Raw genomic sequence first — 18,172 nt, 5'->3', positions numbered from 1 at the left:
CGCCATGAATCCAGACCGCTCCCGAACGGCTCCGTCCCGCCGCCGCTTCCTCGCGGCGACCGGGGGCGTTCTCGTCCTCAGTGCCGTCCTGCCGGCGCGCATCGCGCGCGCCGAGGCGCAGGGCCCCGCGGAGGGCGCGGGCGCCCTCGCGCCGAAGCCCGGGACCCGGGTCGCGGCCTTCCTGGAGATCCATCCGGACGGCACCATCAAGCTCCTGAGTCCCTTCGTGGAGGGGGGCCAGGGCATCGCGACCGGCATGGCGCAGATCGTCGGCGAGGAACTCGACGTGCCGCCGTCTCGGTTTGTCGTGGAATGCGCGCCGCCCGGGCCGGACTACGCCGTCGTGAACGGCATCCGCATGACCGGTGGAAGCTTCTCCACCCGGTCGAGCTACGAGACCATGCGCCGCCTCGGCGCCACCGCCCGCGACCTGATGATCCGCGCGGCGGCGGCCCGGCTCAAGGTGCAGGACGGAGAGCTCACCACCCGGGACGGGGTCGTGCTGCACGCCGCCACGAGCCGCGCCCTCGCCTATGGCGAGCTCGCGGCGGACGCTCTGAAGCTGAAGCCGAACGAATCCGTCCCGCTGCGCGATCCGGCGACCTTCCGCTACATCCGCCGGCCCGTTCCCCGACTCGACGTGCGGGACAAGTCTATGGGCCGGGCGATCTACGCGATCGACCAGAAAGTCGAGGGCATGCTCTACGCGGCCGTGCAGCACGCGCCGCGCCTCGGCACGGATCCGAAGGGCCTCGGCAACGAGGCTGAGATCAAGGCCATGCCGGGCGTGCACTCGGTCCACCGCCTGCCCGGCGCGGTGGCCGTCGCCGCCGACAGCTGGTGGCGGGCGAGGAAGGCCGTCGAGGCCCTGACGGTCGAGTGGTCGGCGCCCAAGCCCAGCAGCATCGAGACGGTCGCGGCCGATTTCTCGTCCGAGGGCATGCTCGCGGCACTCAGGGCCTCGACCGACCCGGGCCACGTGGCCGAGGAGGAGGGCGACGTGGCCGGCGCCTTCGCCAAGGCGGCCAAGGTCGTGGAGGCCGATTACGACGCCCCCTACCTCGCCCATGCCCAGCTGGAGCCGCCCTCGGCCATCGCGCGGTTCGACGGCGACGGCAGCCTCGACGTCTGGCTTCCGAACCAAATGCCTGAGGTGTTCCAGGCGGTGTCGGCAAAGGTCGCCGGGCTTCAGCCGGCCCAGGTCCGCATCCATTCGCCGATGCTCGGCGGCTTCTTCGGGCGCCACTTCACCTACGAGGCCGGCAACCCGTTCCCGCAGGCGATCCTGCTCGCCAAGGCCACCGGCCGCCCCGTGAAGGTGCTGTGGTCGCGCGAGGAGGAGTTCGCCCGCGACGCGGTGCGGCCCTTGAGCTTCAGCCGCTTCCGCGCCGCCCTCGACGCGGCGGGGCGGCCGACGGCGCTGGACGTGCGGACCGTCGGCGAAGGCCCGATCGGCCGCTACTTCAGCATGATGATGCAGACGCCCGTCGACCCGTCCGCGGTCGAGGGCCTCGTCGAGAAGCCCTACGCGGTGCCGAACCGGCGCATGACCTTCACGAAGGTCCCCCACCCCGTGAACATCGCGTTCTGGCGCTCCGTCGGACATTCGATGAACGACGCGTTCTACGAGAGCTTCCTGGACGAGATCGCCGAGGCTGGCGGTCAGGATCCCTTCGCGCTCCGCATGGCGCTCCTTCAGGGCAGCGCCCGGCACCGCACCCTCCTCTCGGCGGTGGCGGACATGTCCGGGGGCTGGCAGCGCGGCCCTTACCGGGCCGAGGGCGGGATGCGCGCCCGCGGCATCGCCATGGCCTCGCCCTTCGGGTCGGAGACCGCGACGATCGCGGAGGTCTCGGTGGAGGGCGGCGAGGCGCGCGTCCACACCCTCTGGATCGCGTTCGATCCCGGCAGCATCGTGAACCCGGCCATCGTGAAGGCGCAGGTGGAATCGGCGGCGGCGCTCGGCCTGTCCTCGGTCCTGTTCGAGCAGATCGTCTACCGCGACGGAGTGCGGCAATCGCAGAACTACGACACCTATCCGGTCCTGCGCCGCGAGCACATGCCGACGGTGCACGTGCGGATCGTCGAGAGCGGCGCACCGATGGGCGGGGTCGGCGAGCCGGGCCTGCCGGGCGTGCCGCCCGCAATCCTCAACGCCATCGCGGCGCTCACCGGCCAGAGGATCCGCGCGCTGCCGGTCGCCAACACCAAGCTCTCCTCCGCCTGACGAAGGATCCGCGGCGACACGGCTGACACGGAGCGCGGGCATCGCGCGTGTCGGGCCTGTGTCCCGCGATCGCCGACGCCCAGGCGGATCGACCGGCCGCCGCGGCGGGCGGGGTTTCGAGCCCGTCCGCCGCCGCGATCCTCATCGCTTCCCGCCCCCGGGGACGGTCCCGGCCGATCCGATCGACCGGCCAGGCCCAGGGCCGCCGGCACGCTCGAGGCTCAAAGAGCACCGAGCTTGACGGTGCCGGCAGCGTCCGCGGCCGGGACATCGGGCAGCCAGCGAACGGCGCCCGCGGTCGCGAACCCACCCTGCCTGAGGACCTCGGGGCCGTCCGTCGCGATGCGGGGATGCCGGTAGGCGACGGTGAACGCGACGGGCGTCTTGAAGGGTTCGGCCGCTGCCGTCGCCTCGGGCGCCCGCCGCCAGCGCGACAAGCCCGGCACGACGCCTTCGCCCTGCGCACGAACGTCGGCGGCGCTCAGCGCGATGCCCGGCACGTGGTAGCCCGCTCCCAGAACGGTGGGGACGGAGACGGCGTTGCCTGCGGGACCGGTGGAGATCACCTCGGAGGCGGAGACCGCGGAAAGGATACCGGCCGTGAGTGCAAGGGCGGCGGCGAGGGCGTTGGTTGGGTGTCTCATCGTTCGAGCCTCTCGGTGTGGCAGCGTGTGCCGCCGTGCGATGAGGCGAAGATGCGAACGAGGGGCACATCGATCAAACAGATACGATCGATAATTGATATTGATGAAGTCGATAGAGGGCCGCTGTTCAAGGCTCTATCGGAGCCCTCCGTGAGCGTGCAGCCGTTCAGTCCGAGAGAGGAACCGGACGCAGGACGTCCGCTCGTGTCGGTCCCCATCCTCCGCGAGGGCCGTCTGGACTCGTCAGAGATCCAGACCCCTAGGCGACCAGTTCCCCGCCGACATCGGCTGACCCCGTGCCGGCCGATGCGGGCAACCCGGTGGGGCCCGCCTCTTCGAATCTGCGCGCGAGCGCACCGATCCCATCATCGTCGCCGGCACGGCCGATGAAGCAGAGTGCGGACGGCAAGCCATCGCTGCGTGCACGGCCGGGCACGGTCACGGCACAGAGGTCGAGCGGGTTCACGAAGTAGGTGTAGGTCCCCATGATCGTGTTGCGCGCCATCGGCTCGGCCAGCATGTCCGCGATGGTGAAGATCGTCGGCACCGTCGGAACGACGAGGGCGTCCGTGCCCTCGAGGATCGCCGCCGTCTCCCGCTTTAGATCCTGGAGCCGGTAGAGAGCCGCCAGGGCATCGCGGGCGGAGTAGGCGGAGCCGGCCTCGATGGCCCGGCGCACCGCAGGATGTATCGCGTCCGGCCGCGCCGCCAGGATCGGGCCGTAGGCGATCAGCCGCTCGGCCACGAGTGCCGATTCGAAGACGATGCGTCCGGCCTCGGCGAACGGGGCGAATGGCACGTGCCGGAAGCGATGCCCCTCCGCGGCGAGGGACGCCAGATTCGTCTCGTAGGCGCGCCGGGCCTGCGCGTCGCCGAAGAACGGCATCTCGTCGTCCCGGAAGACGGCCAGCGTCGCCGGCCCGTCGGGCAGGCGCCCGCGTCCGATCGGATCGGGCTGCGCCCGGCTGCACGGATCGAGCGCGTCGTATCCCCTGATGAATGCGAGGATCTCGTAGGCGTCGCCGCAGGTCCGGGCGAAAACCGGAATGCAATCGAACAACCGGCTGTTGAGAACCATCCCGCGGTTGCTGACGAGGCCGAGCGTCGGCTTCAGGCCGACGATGCCGTTGCAGGCCGCCGGGACGCGGCCCGACCCACCGGTGTCGCTGCCGAGCGAGAAGGCCACGAGGCCGCGCGCGACCGCGACCGCCGAGCCCGAGCTCGATCCGCCCGGGATGAAGGCTGGATCGACGGCGTTGCGGCACAGGGGCTCGGGACTGCGCGTCCCGTTCAGGCCGGTGGCGAACTGGTCCATCGTATTCTTGCCCACGAGGAGGGCGCCGGCCCGCTCCAGCGCGCCGATCGCCGGGGCGCTCTCCTCGGGCCAGATCGAGAAGGCCGGGCAGTTGCAGGTCGTCTCCATGCCCGCGACGTGGAGGTTGTCCTTGACGCTGAAGGTGAGGCCGAGGAGCGGCAGGTCCTCGCCCGCGTCGGCGCGCGCCTGCAGGGCCTCGGCCCTGGCCAGAACCGTCTCAACGGGCACGAGGGCGGTGAAGATGCCGTCTCCGGCACAGGCCTGCGCCCGGCGGCAGCTCTCCGCGACGAGATCGACGGCACGGACGCCGGTGCGCAGGGCGGCGCGGACGGCGGCGAAGTCGAGGGACATCGAGTGGAGGGTCATGAGCCGTTCCGGGATCGCCGCCTGGAGGGGAGTACCGTCATCGCTTGCCTTCCCAATGGACGATCCAGCGCGCGAGACCCGCGATGGCGCGGTCGCTCGCGAGCCCGAACAGCCCGATGAGGATGATCCCGGCGAAGACGTAGGTCGTGCGGAAGAAGCTCGACGCGTCGAGCACCACGAAGCCGAGACCGCGGTCGCCTCCGAGCAGTTCGGCGGCGACCAGGATGGTGAGGGCCGTGCCCATCGCCACGCGGAGGCCCGTCATGATCTGCGGCAGCGCCGAGGGCAGCACGACGAAGCGGAAGATCTGAACGCGGCTGGCGCCCATCGACCGGGCCGCGCGCAGGGCGTCCAGGCCGCAGGAGCGGGCCCCCGCCTGGGCGTTGACCATCGCGATCAGGAACACGGAGAGGCAGATCAGCAGGATCTTCGAGGTCTCCCCGATCCCGAACCACAGGATGAAGAGCGGGATCAATCCGAGCGGCGGGATCGGTCGGACAAGCTCGGACGGCACGAGGAAGAGGGCGTCGATCTCGGGGACGCGCCCGCGCAGGAGGCCGATCAGGGTGCCGAGGAGAGCGCCGCCCAGGAAGGCGATGCCGACGCGCCGCAGGCTCGCCAGCACATGGACCGCCAGATCCACGCCGGAATAGCCGTGCGTGATCATGTCCTGCAGGCTCGCGAGGACGGCGAGCGGGGACGGGAGGATGATCGGCGTCACCAGCCCCTGCGCGGTGACGGTCGCCCAGAGGGCGAGGAGCGTCAGCGGCGAGAGCGCCGCCAGGATGCGGTAGCGGGTCCTCGCCCGGGTCTCGTTGGTGCGCATGGGCCCTCCGCTCGGCGCTGTCAGGTCTGATGGCGCATGCACCGGTAGATCGTCTCGCGCAGGCGCAGGAAGGCGGGCGCGAGGCGGTTCTCCGGCATGGCCCGGGGCGCCGGCAGGCTCACGTCGAAGCTCTCGAACCGGCCGGTGCGAATGTCGTCGAGGAGCAGGACCCGGTCGCCGAGGAAGACCGCCTCGTCGATGCTGTGCGTGACGAAGAGGATCGTGCAGCCGGTGCGGTCGCGGATGCGCAGCACCTCCTCCTGAAGCGCCTCGCGGGTCTGCACGTCGAGCGCGGAGAAGGGCTCGTCCATCAGCATCACCCGCGGCCGTGCGGCGAGGACCCGGGCGAGGCCCACGCGCTGGCGCATGCCGCCCGACAGTTCGTACGGGTAGGCGTCCTCCCGGCCGGAGAGTCCCACCAGGGCGGCCATCTCCTCCGCCACCCGTCGCCGCTCACGCCTGGGCCGGCCGGCGCAGCGGAGGCTGAAGGCGATGTTCTCGGCCACGCTCATCCAGTCGAACAGCGCCGCGGCCTGGAACACCACCCCGCGATCCGGCCCGGGGCCGGCAATCGCCCGCCCGTCGAGCAGGGCCACGCCCTCGGTCGGCTCGAGGAAGCCCGCAACCATGTTCAGGATCGTCGTCTTGCCGCACCCGGAGGGGCCGAGCAGCGCGACGATCTCGCCGGGACCGACGCGGAACGAGACGTCGCGCATCACCGTGCGGCCGTCATAGGCGAAGCCGACCCGGTCGAAGGCGAGGACCGGATGGGAGGCCGTCCGCGGCGCCGGGATCGCGGCCGCCTCGGCGTCCGGATCCGAGGCCATGGCGACGCGCAGGGCCGGCCGGCTCATTGCGAGGCGCCCGCGAGGTGGCTCTGGATCGGCTTCGTATCGAACAGGCCCGGCCAGTCCGCGGGAGCGGACTGGATCCGCTTCTCGGAGACGAGGAAGGCGGCGATGCCGTGGAGGTGCTTCATCAGCCGGGACTCCATCTCCTGGCCGGGTGCCCCGAGGTAATCCGCAGTCAGGGTCTCGCGGAATGTCGGATGCGCGACGCTCTGGCCGGCGACCAGGGAATCGAAGTCGGGACCGCTCATGCCGATCCGCTTCGCCTCCGCCGCCCGCACGCGGACAGGGTCGGCCGCATAATCCCGCTGCGCCCTGTCCCAGGCCTTCAGGAAGCGCTGCACGGTCTCGGGCGAGCCGCTCACGAAGGCCTTCCGTGACACCCAGACGCCGCCGGTGATCATGCCAAGGCTCCGGGTCGACGCGATGGGCTTGGCGCCCTGGCGCTCCATCGCGCCGACATTCGGCTCCCAGACGAAGGCGGCGTCGATCTGGCCGGCGGCGTAGGCCGGCGGCATGTTGGCCGGGGTGAGATTCACCAGGCGCACGTCGTCCGCCTTGAGCCCGGCCTGGGCGAGCGCGCGCAGCAGGTGGTAATGGCTCGTCGAGCCGATCGCGACCCCGATCCGCTTGCCCCTGAGATCCGGAAGGCCGGCGATCCCGGCGGCCGGGTTGGCGACCAGCCGGACGTTGGTCGCATCGATCCGCTCCATGAACAGGATCTCGATCGGCAATCCGTTGGCGTAGCCGGTCACAGCCGGGAACTCGCCCATCCAGGCGAGATCGACCTCGCCGGCCGCGAGGGCCGGCAGCATGGCCGGGCCGGCCGGAAACTGGGAGAGGGTGACGGCGAGTCCCTCCTTCTCGAACAGGCCGGACTGGACGGCGTAGGAGAGCAGGACGTTCACCTCGCCGGTCTGGAAGCCGATGCGGATGGGCAGGGCGCCAGCCGCCCGTGCCGGCGCGCTGCCGGTCAGGAGGGATCCGATCAGCGCGAGCCAGAGAGCGATCTGTTTCATGGAGGCCTCGAGGGTTGTCGTCGGGTGGGAGGCGGCGGAGGCTCAGGCCGTGCCGAGAAGGTCGAGGACGGTGAGCGCCAGCACCCGAGTCGCCGCCACGGCCTTGTCGATGTCGACGTACTCGTTGACCGGCGGCCACCCGTCCTCGCCGGGCCCGAAGGTCACCGCGGCCTGGCCGCGCTCGGCGAAACGGATCGTGTCGTTGAAGGCGTTCTTGCGGTAGATGTGCGGGGGCTCGCCGAGCAGGCGTCCGTAGGCGCGGGCCAGCGCGGCCGTGGGGTTCGCGGTCTCGTCCTGCTCCAGGGTGCCGTCCACGAAGAGGGCGCCGGGGTAGAGCCGCGCATACGCCTGGATCTCGGGGTCGGCGGCGGCCGCCCTCTCGATCACGCCGCGGATGTCGGCCATCACGCTGGCCTCATCCATGCCGGGCAGGATGCCCACGACGGCGATCACGGCGTGGCAGATGTCGGGCGTGAACTGCATCTCCCGCTTCGGGCCACCCGAGACGCGCAGGATGGCGGTGCGCGGTGGGGTCCCGCCCGCGAGCCGCGCGGGCACGTGCGAGAACGTCATGGTCTCGAGAGCCTGGAGCAGACGCGCCATCTTGGCGACCGCGTTCACGCCCGTGTCCGGCCGCCACAGATGCGTCTTCACGCCCCTGGTCTCGATCTCGACGAGGACGTGGCCGCCATTGGCGACGGCGATGCCCATGCCCCAGCGCCCATCCGGCCCGGTCCAGCCGGTCGGCTCGCAGACGATCGTGTAGTCGGCGGCCAGCCCCTGCTCGTCGAGAAGGAAGATTGAGCCGTCGGGACCGTCCTTCTCCTCGTCGACGGTGTACACGCATCGGAGCGTGCCCCTCAGACGGATCCCCGCCTCCCGGATCGCGCGAACGGCCAGCAGGGTGCAGGCGAGATTGCCGCGCGTGTCCGACGTCCCGCGGGCGTAGAGGCGGTTCCCGTGCCGGGTCGGCCGGAAGGGATCGCCGCCGGTCATCGTCCAGGCCGACCAGTCGCCGGCCGGATAGGTGTCGAGGTGGTCGTTGAGGATCAGCGAGGGACCCGACGGATCGGCTCCGGGCAGCAGGCCGAGGACGTTTGGACGCCCGGGCCGCTTCGCGACGAGATCGACGGTGAGATCCATGCCGCGGAGGAGGTCGGCGACGAACAGGGCCGCGGCCTCCTCGCGCGCGGCGGGCTCGTCGGGATCGAGCGGGTTCTCGGCCTCGGGCTGGCCGGCCGGGATCAGGGCGCAGGCTAGGTCGAGCCATGCGGCCTCGTCGATGCGCGCGAGGACGCGGCTCTCGACCTCGGTCAGACCAGCCTCGTGGCTCATATTCGGCTTCACGATCAGCATAACTCCTGCTCTGGTTAAAACAACGAGCAATGTCCGTGCCAGATATCCACCTTGGCGACTGCAATGTGGATTGACCTGAACTAGGGAGCTATCGGCCTCTGATCTGAAAAGGCTGCAGCGATGTCAGAAAATTTCCTTCGCAATACAGGATGCCCGTCACGCGTGCAGAGCCTGCGGCGGATGCGATCAGTCTGCGCGGCCCGCGCTCAGCGCGGTCAGGCCTCCGCGGCGGCGACCGTCAGAAGATCAGGCCGCCGGATGACCAGCAGGCCCTTGCGCTGCGTGAGCACGCCAGCCGTCTGGAGCCGGTTGAGGCTGATCGTGACCCATTGGCGCGTTCCGCCGATGAGGTTGGCGATCTCCGCATGGGTGAAGGCCGCGGCGACCGTGACGCTTCCGTCCGCCTCGGGCAGGCCATAGGTCGTGGCGAGGTGCCTGAGGAGCTGGGCGAGCCGTTCGCCGAGGCTGCGCGTGCCGAGCATCTGCGCGAGCGAGGCGTAGCATTTCGCCTTGAACACCAGGGCATCGATCAGGGCGAGCGCGAGGTCCGGCACCTCGCGGGCGAGGTCTCTCAGCCCCTGGCCCGGCAGCACGGTCACGGTGCTGCGCTTGGCTGCCACCGCCGACCAGATATGCGCGCCGCCGCCGAAGATCTCCGGCCCCCCGATGAAGTTGCCCGGTGTCCAGTAGGCGAGCGTGATCTCGCGCCCGCCCGGCGCCGTGTAGAAGCTCCGGACGAGTCCGCTCTCGATGATCAGGATGCCCGCGTGCACTTCGCCCTGCGCCAACAGGGTCGCGCCCCGCTCGACGGTGCGCGTCGCCCCGTGCGCCTGAACGCGCGCGCGATCCGCGGGGGAGAGGAGATCGAGGAAACCGGGCGCCGCCTCCGCGCCGGGAGAGGCCTCCACCAGGAGACGGACGCCCCCGAACCCGGCATCGGAGCGATCGAGCGGCCCGTCGGTGATCATGGAATCCCTACTTTTCGACGAAGGCCTTTTCGATGACGTAGTGTCCGGCCTCGCCGTGGTTGCCCTCCTCGTAGCCGCGGCCGGTGAGGAGGTCGCGCGTGTCGCGGATCATCTCGGGCGAGCCGCAGAGCATGAAGCGGTCGGCCGCGATCGACATCGCGGGCAGGCCGATGTCGGAGAACAGCTTGCCCGAGACCATCAGGTCGGTGATGCGGCCGCTGTTGCGGAACGGCTCGCGCGTCACGGTCGGGTAGTAGATCAGCTGGTTGGCGATCATCTCGCCCAGGAACTCGTGCTGGGGCAGGTCCTGCGTGATGGTCTCGCCGTAGGCCAGCTCTTGCACCTGCCGGCAGCCATGGACCAGCACCACCTTCTCGAAGCGCTCGTAGGTGTCGGGATCCTTGATGATCGACAGGAACGGCGCGAGCCCGGTGCCGGTGCCCAGCAGGTAGAGGTGGCGGCCCGGCAGCAGGTTGTCGAGCACGAGCGTGCCGGTGGGCTTCTTGCCGACGATGATGGGATCGCCGACCTTGAGGTGCTGCAGCTTGCTCGTGAGCGGACCGTCCGGGACCTTGATGGAGAAGAACTCCAGCTCGTCCTCGTAATTGGCCGAGACCACCGAGTAGGCGCGCAGCAGCGGCCGGCCCTCGACCTCCAGACCGATCATGGTGAACTCGCCGTTGCGGAACCGGAACGCCGGATCGCGGGTGGTGCGGAACGAGAAGAGCGTATCCGTCCAGTGGTGCACCGACAGAACCTCTTCCTCGAAGTACTTGCTCATCGCTCACCTTCTCCTGCGGGCATCGGCGGTCACGCCGCAGCCGGATCCGCGGTCCCGAAGGCCTCCGCCAGCTTGTCCGCCTGGCCGTCCCAGGCGGCGGCGTCCTCCGGCGGCTCGGCGCGCGCCGTGATATTGGGCCAGAGGGCCGCGTATCTGGCATTGAGCGCCTTCCAGCCCTCCAGGCCCGGCTCGGTGTCGGGCTTGATCGCCTGAGCCGGGCATTCGGGCTCGCAGACCCCGCAATCGATGCATTCGTCCGGGTTGATCACCAGCATGCTCTCGCCGACGTAGAAGCAGTCGACGGGGCAGACCGCGACGCAATCGGTGTACTTGCAGCGAATACAATTCTCGGTAACGACGTAGGTCATGGGCTCCGGCCTTCGGGCATGGCATGCCGCGTCGGGCGGGACAGGCTCCGCGCCGCGGGAGTGGATCGCGGGCGGCAGGCCCACCGGGTCACAGCACCGCGGCGAGATCCTGGCCTTCGAGGTTGATCGCGAGACCCATCATCGCCTCGGCACTCACCTCGCCGCCCATGGCGCGGATGCTCTCCTCGCGGATCAGCGACATCAGCCCGCGGCGCAAGCCCAGGAATTCGGAGGACAGCGTCATCGCGGGCAGGCGCGGGCGGGGCAGCGGCACGGCGACCTCGGCCTTGATGCTGCCGGGACGCGCGGTCATCACGTAGACGCGGTCCGAGAGGAAGATCGCCTCGTCGATGTCGTGCGTGACGAACAGCACTGAGATCTTCAGCCGCTGCCACATGTTGGTGAGGATCTGCTGCATGATCAGCCGGGTCTGCGCGTCGAGGGCGCCGAAGGGCTCGTCGAGGAGCAGGATGCGCGGTCCCGTGGCGAGGGCGCGCACGATGCCGACCCGCTGCTTCATGCCGCCCGAGAGCCGGTCGGGATAGTGGTTCTCGAAGGCGGAGAGCCCGGCGAGGCCCAGCAGGGTCCGCGCCTGCCGCTCGCGCTCCGAGCGGGGCAGGCCCTTCATCTTCAGCCCGAACTCGACGTTCTCGCGCACAGTCTTCCAGGGAAACAGCGAGTATTGCTGGAAGATCATGCCCCGGTCGGCGCTCGGGCCCGAGACCGCCTCGCCGTCGACCGTGACGGAGCCGGAGGAGGGCTCGAGGAAGCCGGCGAGCGCGTTGAGCAGGGTGGACTTGCCGCACCCCGACGGGCCGATGATCGAGACGAATTCGCCGGGCTCGACCGTGAGATCGACGTCCGAGACCGCCTCGACCGATCCTTCCAGGGTCTCGTAGCGCAGGCAGAAATCGCGGACCTCGATCCGGCCCCGGCTCAGCTCACCCATCTGCGGCTCCTTCGGTCGCGTGTTCAGTGGCAGGGACGGATCAGCGTGCGATCCAGGGCATGGCGAGCCGCCCGATCAGCCGGATCAGCCAGGAGGAGGCGAGGCCCAGCACTCCGATCGCGATCATGCCGAGCGCGATGTCCGAGTACTGGACCAGGGAATAGGCTTCCCAGGTGAAGTAGCCGATGCCGAATTGCCCGGAGATCATCTCGGCGGCGATGAGCGAGACCCAGGCGACGCCCATGCCGACCGTGAGACCGGTGAAGATCTGCGGCAGGCAGGCCGGCAGGTAGACATCCCGGAACAGGGCGCCCTCACTCGCCCCGAGGCAGCGGGCAGCCCGCACCAGGACCGTGTCCACGCCGGCCATGCCCTGGAGCGTGTTGATCAGGATCGGGAAGAACGAGCCCAGGCAGGTGATGAAGACGATCGAAGCCTCGTTCGTCGGCCAGAGCATGATGGCCATCGGCACCCAGGCGATGGCCGGGATCGGCCGCAGCACCTCGCAGATCGGGAAAGCGACCTCGCGCAAGGGCCGGAAGCGGCCCATCAGCAGCCCGAGCGGCACGGCGATGCCCGCGGCGAGCAGGAAGCCGAGCCCGATGCGGCGGCAGGAGAGGAGGACGTGATCGGCGAAGATCGGATTGCGCAGGGCCGCGAGGCCGCGGCCGAACACGTCGCCCGGCGTCGGGATATTGGTGAAGCGCACGTAGAAGACGACGCGGTTCGTGGTCAGCAGGTGCCAAGCGAGCACGAACAGGACGAGGGCGAGGAAGCCGACGAGGGCGGACCGGATCTGATCCCGGTGGAGGCGCAGCCAGCGCGCGATCCGTGCGCGGCGCTGGTCCGGGGTCGGAGCCGGCTGGGCTCGCCTCGGCGCCGGCGCGGGGACCGGGAGCGCGGCGGGAGCGGGTCGGAAGGCAACGGCTTTCATGGGCTCAACCTCCCGCCACGGCGGCCTTCACGGCCGCCTCGAAGGGCATCACCGTGCCGCCCCCCTTGGCTGCGGCCTCCGCGTCCTGCTTCAGCAGGTAGGGACTGATGCCGCCCTTCCCGTCCACCACATAGAACGCCTCGCTCGCGAAGAGTTTGATGCCGCGCACCGTGTCGAAGACGTAGGCGACGTTGATCGCCTGCCCCTTCGCCTTCAGGTCGGAGAAGGCCGCGAGCGTGCAGGCGGCGCTGGAATAGGGCTGGATCTCCCCGTCCTTGATCCAGATCTCCCCGGCCTTGCGCGGCTCGGTGACGGGCTTCTTGCAATAGCTGTCCTCGCCGCTCACCTCGTAATTGGCCGTCGAGACAACCTGCCGGTCGTAGTCGAGACCGCGTTCAGCGAAGACCTTGCGGATGTAGCTGTCGTTGACCCAGGGGCCGACGTCGAAATCCTTGATGCGGTCGAGCTTCTGCAGGACCTTCACGTCCTCGCGGGCCGCCTCGATCAGCGGCGCCTTGATCGTCGGGTCGATGGTCATGATCCCGCCGGGCCCGAGGAAGATGTAGACCACCTCCTTGTCGGTGCCCGTCCAGGCGGCGATCTGCTCGGCGGCGCGCTTCGGGTCGGCGCGGACCCAGGCCTGCGCGTCGATCACGGCCTTCAGGTAGGCCTCGACGATCTCCGGGTACTGCTTGGCGAAGTCGGTGCGCACCACCATGCCGTGCCAGGTCGGCAGCTTGGTCTCGACACCGTCGAAGATCTTGCGGGCGAAGCCCCGGAAGGGCAGCAACTCTGCGAAGGGTACGAAATCGGCATGGGCGTCGATCTTCTTCTCCTGGAGGTTGGTCGAACCGACCTCCGGGCTCTGGCTGACGAGGCGGAACCAGGTCTGCGGATAGCCTTTATCCTGCAGCGCCTTCAGGACCATGCCGTGGGCGGCCGAGCCGAAGGGCACGCTGACGAGCTTGCCCTTCAGGTCCTCGAAGGAGAAGAACTCGGACTCCTTGTGCACTACGATGCCGTTGCCGGAGCCGTAGAAATTGTAGGCCGCGACAGCGATCAGCTCCGAGCGGCTCTCCGGGTTGTTCTGAAACGTGTAGCCGTTGACGACGAGAGGATAATCGCCCATTGCGCCGAACTGGAGCTTGCCCGCCATCATCCCGTTCGTGACGGGCGGGCCCGAGGTGAAGTTCTGCCAGTCGAGCTTGATCTGCAGGTCGGCGTATTTGCCGGTCTTGGGCAGATACTTCTCGATCATCTTGAGCTGCCGGACCACGACGCCGACCGTCGCGGTGTTGGTCGTCGTGTCCTGCGTGCCGATGCCGACAGTCAGCGTCTCGGCGCGCGCCGGAAGGACGAGGCCCAGCAGCGCCAGGAGCGCGAGGGTCGAGACGGAGGCACGATCCGAACGCTTCGCTCTCATGAACCGCTCCTGCGCTGAAGATGTCGACTCGACATCGCAGGAACATGATCGGGCGGTCCCACGGCCCCGATCAAACGACGATGGGATTCGCCGGTCGATTAGTTGCACAAAAACCGATGTCGCGGTCATACATGCCGCTTGTTTGTGCGACCCGCATGCGAATCATGCGGCTTCCTCGCTGCCCCGCATCTGCGCGAGCACGTCGGCGCGGCGGATCACGATCTGCGAGCGCCGCGTCGCCAGCACGCCCTGCTCGGTGAGGCGCTTGAGGCTGATCGTCACCCATTGCCGCGTCGCCCCGACCATGTGGGCGAGGTCGGCGTGGGTGAAGGTCGCGGCGACGAGGACGCCGTCCTGCTCCGGCACGCCGTAGAGGTCGGCGAGGTGCAGGAGGAGATGGGCGAGCCGCTCGGTGATCGAGCGGGTGCCCAGCATCTGCGCCAGCGTCGAGTAGCAGCGCCCCTTGAAGGAGAGCCCTTCGATCACGCCGAGGGCGAGGGTGGGGATCTGAGTGACGAGTTGGCGGAGCGCTTTCCCGGGCAGGTGCAGCACGGTCGAATTTGCGGCCGCCATGCCCGACCAGCTGTGCACCCCGTCCCCGAACACCTCCGGGCCGCCGACGAAATTGCCCGGGTTCCAGTAGGCCAGGGTGATCTCTCGGCCGGAGGGCGCGGAGTAGAACACGCGCATGCGGCCTGTCTCGATCAGCCAGATGCCGTCGTGGGGCGTCCCCTGGGTAAACAGCGTCGCCCCGCGGTAGAGCACGCGGCGTCGACCGCGCGCCATGACCAGGGCGAGTTCCCGCTCGGTCAGGTCCTGGAGCAGGGGCCGCGGGCCACCGGCCTGTGGCGCTGCCTCGGTCAAACGCAGCGCGCTCGCCTGCGCGGGAAGCGGCCAGGCCGCGGCCGGCGCCCAGGTGGTTCCGGTGGTCGTCTCCATGGTCGGCTCCTGCCTTCCTGTGCGGAGAAGGCAGCAAAGCTTGTACCAATTCTGATCTGGCCGCGAGAGACGGGCGCGTGCGTTCTGTGCCGCGCGTGGGGAACGGCCTCCTCCCGGGAGCGTGGTCCTCGGATGAGATTCGGCGCCGGGCTCCTTCGTGAGGCCGGCGCCGCTGGCGCTGTCGGGACGGTGTCTGGTGGGAACTCGGAACCGGGCGGGCCGATCAGGTCCCGCGACAGCGCCCGATCGCCCAGCGCACGAGCTTGCGCACATCCGGATCGGGGTCGTCGTAATCCGCTTCGAGGGCAGGCAGCCCGCGCGGGTCGGCGATCTCACCGAGCGCGGCGGCCGCCTCCTTGCGCAGGTTGCTGATATCCGATTCCAGGGCTCGGCCGAGCACGTCGACGGCCGCGGGCGCCCCGATGCGCCCCAGCGCGTTCGCGGCCTTGGTCCGCACCTGCCAGACCGGATCCTCCATGCGGGCGATCAGGGGCTCGACCGCCTCAGGCAGGCGGATCTTGGCGCAGGAGATCGCGGCCTCCTCGCGCACCTGCCAGTTCCCGTCGTCGAGCCCGGCGATGAGGGTCGCGATTCCGGGCCCGCCCGGACGCAGGAAGACCAGGGCTGACATGGTCGCCCGGCGCACGCTCGGATCGGCATCCGCCGCGGTGGCGATGAGGGCGGGCAGCGCCTCCTCGGCCTTGAGATAGCCGATGACGCCAAGCCCCTCGCGGCGAACCTCGGGCGCGGGGCTGCGCAGGGCTTTCAGCGCGGCGGCGAGCGCGTCGGGCAAGACGAGCTCGCGCAGCGCCCGCAGGGCCGCGGCCTGGACGAAGGGATCGGCATGGGCCGCCCGCGCGATGAGGAGCGGGCCGCAGGCGGGCTCCTTCTTCTCGGCAAGCGTGTCCGCCGCGACCCGCCGCACCTCGGCATCGGCGTCCTCGAGCGAGTGGATGAGGCCCTCGACCACGTCCGGGCCGTCATGCTCGTCGAGGGCCTTGGCGGCGGCGGCCCGGACCGTGGCGTCGTCGTCGCCCAGCCCCTTGAGCAGGAGGACCTTGGCCGCGGGCCCGACCGCCTCGGCAAGTTCCATCATCGCCACGCGGCGGATACCGGGGTCCGGATCGGCGCAGCGCGCGCCGAGATCGTCGAGATCGTCGTCGAAGGTATCGAACACGGGCATGGCGCTCACCGCAGCAGGTAAGGAATGTTGACCTTGACGGCGTTCGTCGGACAATCGACCTCGCAAGGCATGCAGTACCAGCATTCGTCGTATTTCATGTACGCCTTCTGGCGGTCCTCATCGATCGCGAGGATGTCGAGCGGGCAGACGTCGACGCAGACGCGGCAGCCCTTCTCGGCGATGCACTTCTCGTCGTCGATGACGACGGCGGCACTCTTGGCCTGGGTGATGATCGGCATGCGGAATTCTCCGGATGATCTGGCAACTTATTCGGCCGCGGCCGGCGTCTTGATGCGGAGCTGGTGGTAGGCACTCATCTCCTCATCGGCGACGGGCACGATGAAGGGGTCGACGGCGCGCTTGGCGTGGGCCATGCGGCCCTGTCCGTCCTTGAAGAGGACGGTGTGGCAGTTCCAGTTGCCGTTGTCGGTCTCGGGAAAATCCGTGCGCAGGTGATAGAAGCCCCAGCGGCTCTCGGTGCGGTAGAGCGAGGCGGCCGCCGCCATGTCGGCGCAATCGAGGATGGTCTGCATCTCCAGCGCCCGGTGCAACTCGTGCGGGTCGCGGGCGCAGAGATGGTCGAGGTCCTCGCGGATCTCGGCGAACCGACGCTGGCCGAGCTCCATCTTGGCCGTGACCTTTGGCGGCTCGAGATAGTCGTTCACGAGACGGCGCGTCTTGAATTCCATCTCGTGGGGGGTGAGCCCGTCCGCACGGCGGGTGGGGGCAAGCACGCGCTCCTGCTCGGCGACGAGGTCACCGCCGTCGTATTCGGCGAGCGCGTGCGCCGCGCAATAGGCGGCGGCATCCGCGCCGGCGATGCCGCCGTTCACGAAGGCGCCGAGCATGTAATTGTGCGGCACGCTCGCCATGTCGCCGACCGCGTAGAGGCCCGGGATCGTGGTCCGGGCGTGCTCGTCGACCCAGACGCCCGAGGCCGAGTGGCCCGAGCAGAAGCCGATCTCCGAGATGTGCATCTCGACCGGCCGCTTGCGGTAGTTGGTGCCGCGCCGCTCGTGGAAGCGCCCGCGCGAGGGCCGCTCGTTCGAGTGCAGGATCGTCTCGATCTCCGAGATCGTCTCCTCGCGCAGATGGTCCATCTTGAGGAAGACGGGCCCGTTGCCGCCCTGCAGCTCGCGCCAGAACTCGAGCATCATCTGACCCGACCAGTAATCGCATTCGATGAAGCGCTCGCCCTTGTTGTTGGCCGTGTATCCACCGAACGGCCCGGTGACGTAGGCGCAAGAGGGGCCGTTGTAGTCCTTGATCAGGGGATTGATCTGGTAGCATTCGAGGTTCGCGAGCTGCGCACCCGCGTGATAGGCCATCGCGTAGCCGTCGCCGCAATTGGCCGCGTTCTCGTAGGTGCCGAACAGGTAGCCGGAGGCCGGCAGCCCCAGCCGTCCGGCCGCGCCGCAGGCCAGCACCACGGCCTTGGCCTTCACCACCAGAAACTCGGCGGTGCGCGTGTTGACCCCGATCGCGCCCGCGATGCGCCCGTCCGGCCCCTTCAGCAGGCGGGTCGCCATGTAGCGGTTGGTCACGCCGACCTGCAGGCGGCGCAACTGCCGGTAGAGCACCTTCTTGACGTTGTGCCCCTCGGGCATCGGCAGCACGTAGGTCCCCATGTGATGGACCTTACGCATGTTGTATTCGCCCGAGCCGTCCTTCTCGAATTTCACCCCGAGCTTGTCGAGGTACTGGATCATCGGAAACGATCCTTGGGCATAGGCCATCACGGCCTTCTGGTTCACGATGCCGTCGTTGGCGACCGTGATCTCCTTCACGTATTGCTCGGGGGTGGCGTAGCCCGGCACGACGGCGTTGTTCAGCCCGTCCATCCCCATGCTGATCGCGCCGGACCGCTTGACGTTGGCCTTCTCCATCAGGACGACGCGCAGGCGCGGATCGGCCTCCTTGGCCTTGATCGCGGCCATCGGGCCGCCGGTGCCGCCTCCGATCACCAGAAGGTCGGTCTCGATGATCTCGGTCTTGAGCTCGATGGCGCTCATGCTGGCCCTCTTGC

At 69.4% G+C, this 18,172-nt stretch carries 17 protein-coding genes; 1 reads left to right on the top strand and 16 read right to left on the bottom strand.

Features of this window, described 5'->3' with window-relative positions; all coding sequences use genetic code 11:
* Window positions 1-4 precede the first annotated feature (4 nt).
* Window positions 5-2,227, top strand: a complete 2,223-nt coding sequence (locus ACS5RC_RS02640) for a xanthine dehydrogenase family protein molybdopterin-binding subunit (protein ID WP_478342262.1) — start codon at window positions 5-7, stop codon at window positions 2,225-2,227.
* 221 nt (window positions 2,228-2,448) lie between these two features.
* Here the strand turns inward: ACS5RC_RS02640 and ACS5RC_RS02635 are convergent, their stop codons facing one another.
* The 16 genes from ACS5RC_RS02635 to ACS5RC_RS02560 all read right to left on the bottom strand — a co-directional run bounded on the left by ACS5RC_RS02635 (window position 2,449) and on the right by ACS5RC_RS02560 (window position 18,158).
* Complete coding sequence (locus ACS5RC_RS02635; protein WP_478342261.1) at window positions 2,449-2,871, bottom strand: hypothetical protein; 423 nt, start codon at window positions 2,869-2,871, stop codon at window positions 2,449-2,451.
* A 259-nt stretch (window positions 2,872-3,130) separates the two neighbouring features.
* Entirely contained in the window at window positions 3,131-4,552 is a 1,422-nt protein-coding gene (locus tag ACS5RC_RS02630) for an allophanate hydrolase (protein ID WP_478342260.1), read from the bottom strand.
* Between the two features lie 37 nt (window positions 4,553-4,589).
* On the bottom strand, window positions 4,590-5,378 hold the full coding sequence (locus tag ACS5RC_RS02625) for an ABC transporter permease (protein ID WP_478342259.1): 789 nt from the start codon (window positions 5,376-5,378) through the stop codon (window positions 4,590-4,592).
* 20 nt (window positions 5,379-5,398) lie between these two features.
* Window positions 5,399-6,232, bottom strand: coding sequence for an ABC transporter ATP-binding protein (locus ACS5RC_RS02620; RefSeq protein ID WP_478342258.1), 834 nt, complete (start codon window positions 6,230-6,232; stop codon window positions 5,399-5,401).
* Entirely contained in the window at window positions 6,229-7,245 is a 1,017-nt protein-coding gene (locus ACS5RC_RS02615; RefSeq protein ID WP_478342257.1) for a taurine ABC transporter substrate-binding protein, read from the bottom strand. The genes ACS5RC_RS02620 and ACS5RC_RS02615 overlap by 4 nt, the downstream gene beginning before the upstream one ends.
* Window positions 7,246-7,287: 42 nt before the next feature.
* Window positions 7,288-8,601 carry a M20 family metallopeptidase gene (locus ACS5RC_RS02610; protein WP_478342256.1) on the bottom strand — a complete coding sequence of 438 codons (1,314 nt, stop codon included), beginning with the start codon at window positions 8,599-8,601 and terminating at the stop codon, window positions 7,288-7,290.
* A 215-nt stretch (window positions 8,602-8,816) separates the two neighbouring features.
* A complete protein-coding gene (locus tag ACS5RC_RS02605) occupies window positions 8,817-9,569 on the bottom strand; it encodes a Crp/Fnr family transcriptional regulator (RefSeq protein ID WP_478342255.1) in 753 nt (250 codons plus the stop codon).
* A 7-nt stretch (window positions 9,570-9,576) separates the two neighbouring features.
* A complete protein-coding gene (locus ACS5RC_RS02600) occupies window positions 9,577-10,350 on the bottom strand; it encodes a ferredoxin--NADP reductase (RefSeq protein ID WP_478342254.1) in 774 nt (257 codons plus the stop codon).
* Window positions 10,351-10,379: 29 nt separating this feature from the next.
* Complete coding sequence (gene fdxA, locus ACS5RC_RS02595; RefSeq protein ID WP_478342253.1) at window positions 10,380-10,718, bottom strand: ferredoxin FdxA; 339 nt, start codon at window positions 10,716-10,718, stop codon at window positions 10,380-10,382.
* A gap of 88 nt (window positions 10,719-10,806) precedes the next feature.
* Window positions 10,807-11,667: an ABC transporter ATP-binding protein gene (locus tag ACS5RC_RS02590; protein ID WP_478342252.1), complete on the bottom strand. Its 861-nt coding sequence runs from the start codon at window positions 11,665-11,667 to the stop codon at window positions 10,807-10,809.
* Between the two features lie 40 nt (window positions 11,668-11,707).
* Window positions 11,708-12,601, bottom strand: coding sequence for an ABC transporter permease (locus tag ACS5RC_RS02585; RefSeq protein WP_478342251.1), 894 nt, complete (start codon window positions 12,599-12,601; stop codon window positions 11,708-11,710).
* A 4-nt stretch (window positions 12,602-12,605) separates the two neighbouring features.
* The gene (locus ACS5RC_RS02580; RefSeq protein ID WP_478342250.1) at window positions 12,606-14,024 is read right to left on the bottom strand and encodes an ABC transporter substrate-binding protein; all 1,419 of its coding nucleotides are present in this window, start codon (window positions 14,022-14,024) and stop codon (window positions 12,606-12,608) included.
* A 162-nt stretch (window positions 14,025-14,186) separates the two neighbouring features.
* Complete coding sequence (locus ACS5RC_RS02575; RefSeq protein ID WP_478342249.1) at window positions 14,187-14,963, bottom strand: Crp/Fnr family transcriptional regulator; 777 nt, start codon at window positions 14,961-14,963, stop codon at window positions 14,187-14,189.
* 223 nt (window positions 14,964-15,186) lie between these two features.
* Window positions 15,187-16,146, bottom strand: coding sequence for a HEAT repeat domain-containing protein (locus ACS5RC_RS02570; RefSeq protein WP_478342248.1), 960 nt, complete (start codon window positions 16,144-16,146; stop codon window positions 15,187-15,189).
* A 5-nt stretch (window positions 16,147-16,151) separates the two neighbouring features.
* Window positions 16,152-16,385: a 4Fe-4S dicluster domain-containing protein gene (locus ACS5RC_RS02565; RefSeq protein ID WP_142582591.1), complete on the bottom strand. Its 234-nt coding sequence runs from the start codon at window positions 16,383-16,385 to the stop codon at window positions 16,152-16,154.
* Window positions 16,386-16,412: 27 nt separating this feature from the next.
* A complete protein-coding gene (locus ACS5RC_RS02560) occupies window positions 16,413-18,158 on the bottom strand; it encodes a fumarate reductase/succinate dehydrogenase flavoprotein subunit (protein WP_478342247.1) in 1,746 nt (581 codons plus the stop codon).
* Window positions 18,159-18,172: the final 14 nt, after the last annotated feature.

The organism is Methylobacterium sp. HJ2 (assembly GCF_056431005.1).
Note: the sequence above shows the minus strand (reverse complement) of the source record. Positions and strands in the feature narration are given on the sequence as shown.

Excerpts from the sequence above, each read along its gene's own strand:
- ACS5RC_RS02640 (WP_478342262.1), top strand. The coding sequence starts at position 5 with ATGAATCCAGACCGCTCCCGAACGGCTCCGTCCCGCCGCCGCTTCCTC.
- ACS5RC_RS02635 (WP_478342261.1), bottom strand. The coding sequence starts at position 2,871 with ATGAGACACCCAACCAACGCCCTCGCCGCCGCCCTTGCACTCACGGCC.
- ACS5RC_RS02630 (WP_478342260.1), bottom strand. The coding sequence starts at position 4,552 with ATGACCCTCCACTCGATGTCCCTCGACTTCGCCGCCGTCCGCGCCGCC.
- ACS5RC_RS02625 (WP_478342259.1), bottom strand. The coding sequence starts at position 5,378 with ATGCGCACCAACGAGACCCGGGCGAGGACCCGCTACCGCATCCTGGCG.
- ACS5RC_RS02620 (WP_478342258.1), bottom strand. The coding sequence starts at position 6,232 with ATGAGCCGGCCGGCCCTGCGCGTCGCCATGGCCTCGGATCCGGACGCC.
- ACS5RC_RS02615 (WP_478342257.1), bottom strand. The coding sequence starts at position 7,245 with ATGAAACAGATCGCTCTCTGGCTCGCGCTGATCGGATCCCTCCTGACC.
- ACS5RC_RS02610 (WP_478342256.1), bottom strand. The coding sequence starts at position 8,601 with ATGCTGATCGTGAAGCCGAATATGAGCCACGAGGCTGGTCTGACCGAG.
- ACS5RC_RS02605 (WP_478342255.1), bottom strand. The coding sequence starts at position 9,569 with ATGATCACCGACGGGCCGCTCGATCGCTCCGATGCCGGGTTCGGGGGC.
- ACS5RC_RS02600 (WP_478342254.1), bottom strand. The coding sequence starts at position 10,350 with ATGAGCAAGTACTTCGAGGAAGAGGTTCTGTCGGTGCACCACTGGACG.
- fdxA (WP_478342253.1), bottom strand. The coding sequence starts at position 10,718 with ATGACCTACGTCGTTACCGAGAATTGTATTCGCTGCAAGTACACCGAT.
- ACS5RC_RS02590 (WP_478342252.1), bottom strand. The coding sequence starts at position 11,667 with ATGGGTGAGCTGAGCCGGGGCCGGATCGAGGTCCGCGATTTCTGCCTG.
- ACS5RC_RS02585 (WP_478342251.1), bottom strand. The coding sequence starts at position 12,601 with ATGAAAGCCGTTGCCTTCCGACCCGCTCCCGCCGCGCTCCCGGTCCCC.
- ACS5RC_RS02580 (WP_478342250.1), bottom strand. The coding sequence starts at position 14,024 with ATGAGAGCGAAGCGTTCGGATCGTGCCTCCGTCTCGACCCTCGCGCTC.
- ACS5RC_RS02575 (WP_478342249.1), bottom strand. The coding sequence starts at position 14,963 with ATGGAGACGACCACCGGAACCACCTGGGCGCCGGCCGCGGCCTGGCCG.
- ACS5RC_RS02570 (WP_478342248.1), bottom strand. The coding sequence starts at position 16,146 with ATGCCCGTGTTCGATACCTTCGACGACGATCTCGACGATCTCGGCGCG.
- ACS5RC_RS02565 (WP_142582591.1), bottom strand. The coding sequence starts at position 16,385 with ATGCCGATCATCACCCAGGCCAAGAGTGCCGCCGTCGTCATCGACGAC.
- ACS5RC_RS02560 (WP_478342247.1), bottom strand. The coding sequence starts at position 18,158 with ATGAGCGCCATCGAGCTCAAGACCGAGATCATCGAGACCGACCTTCTG.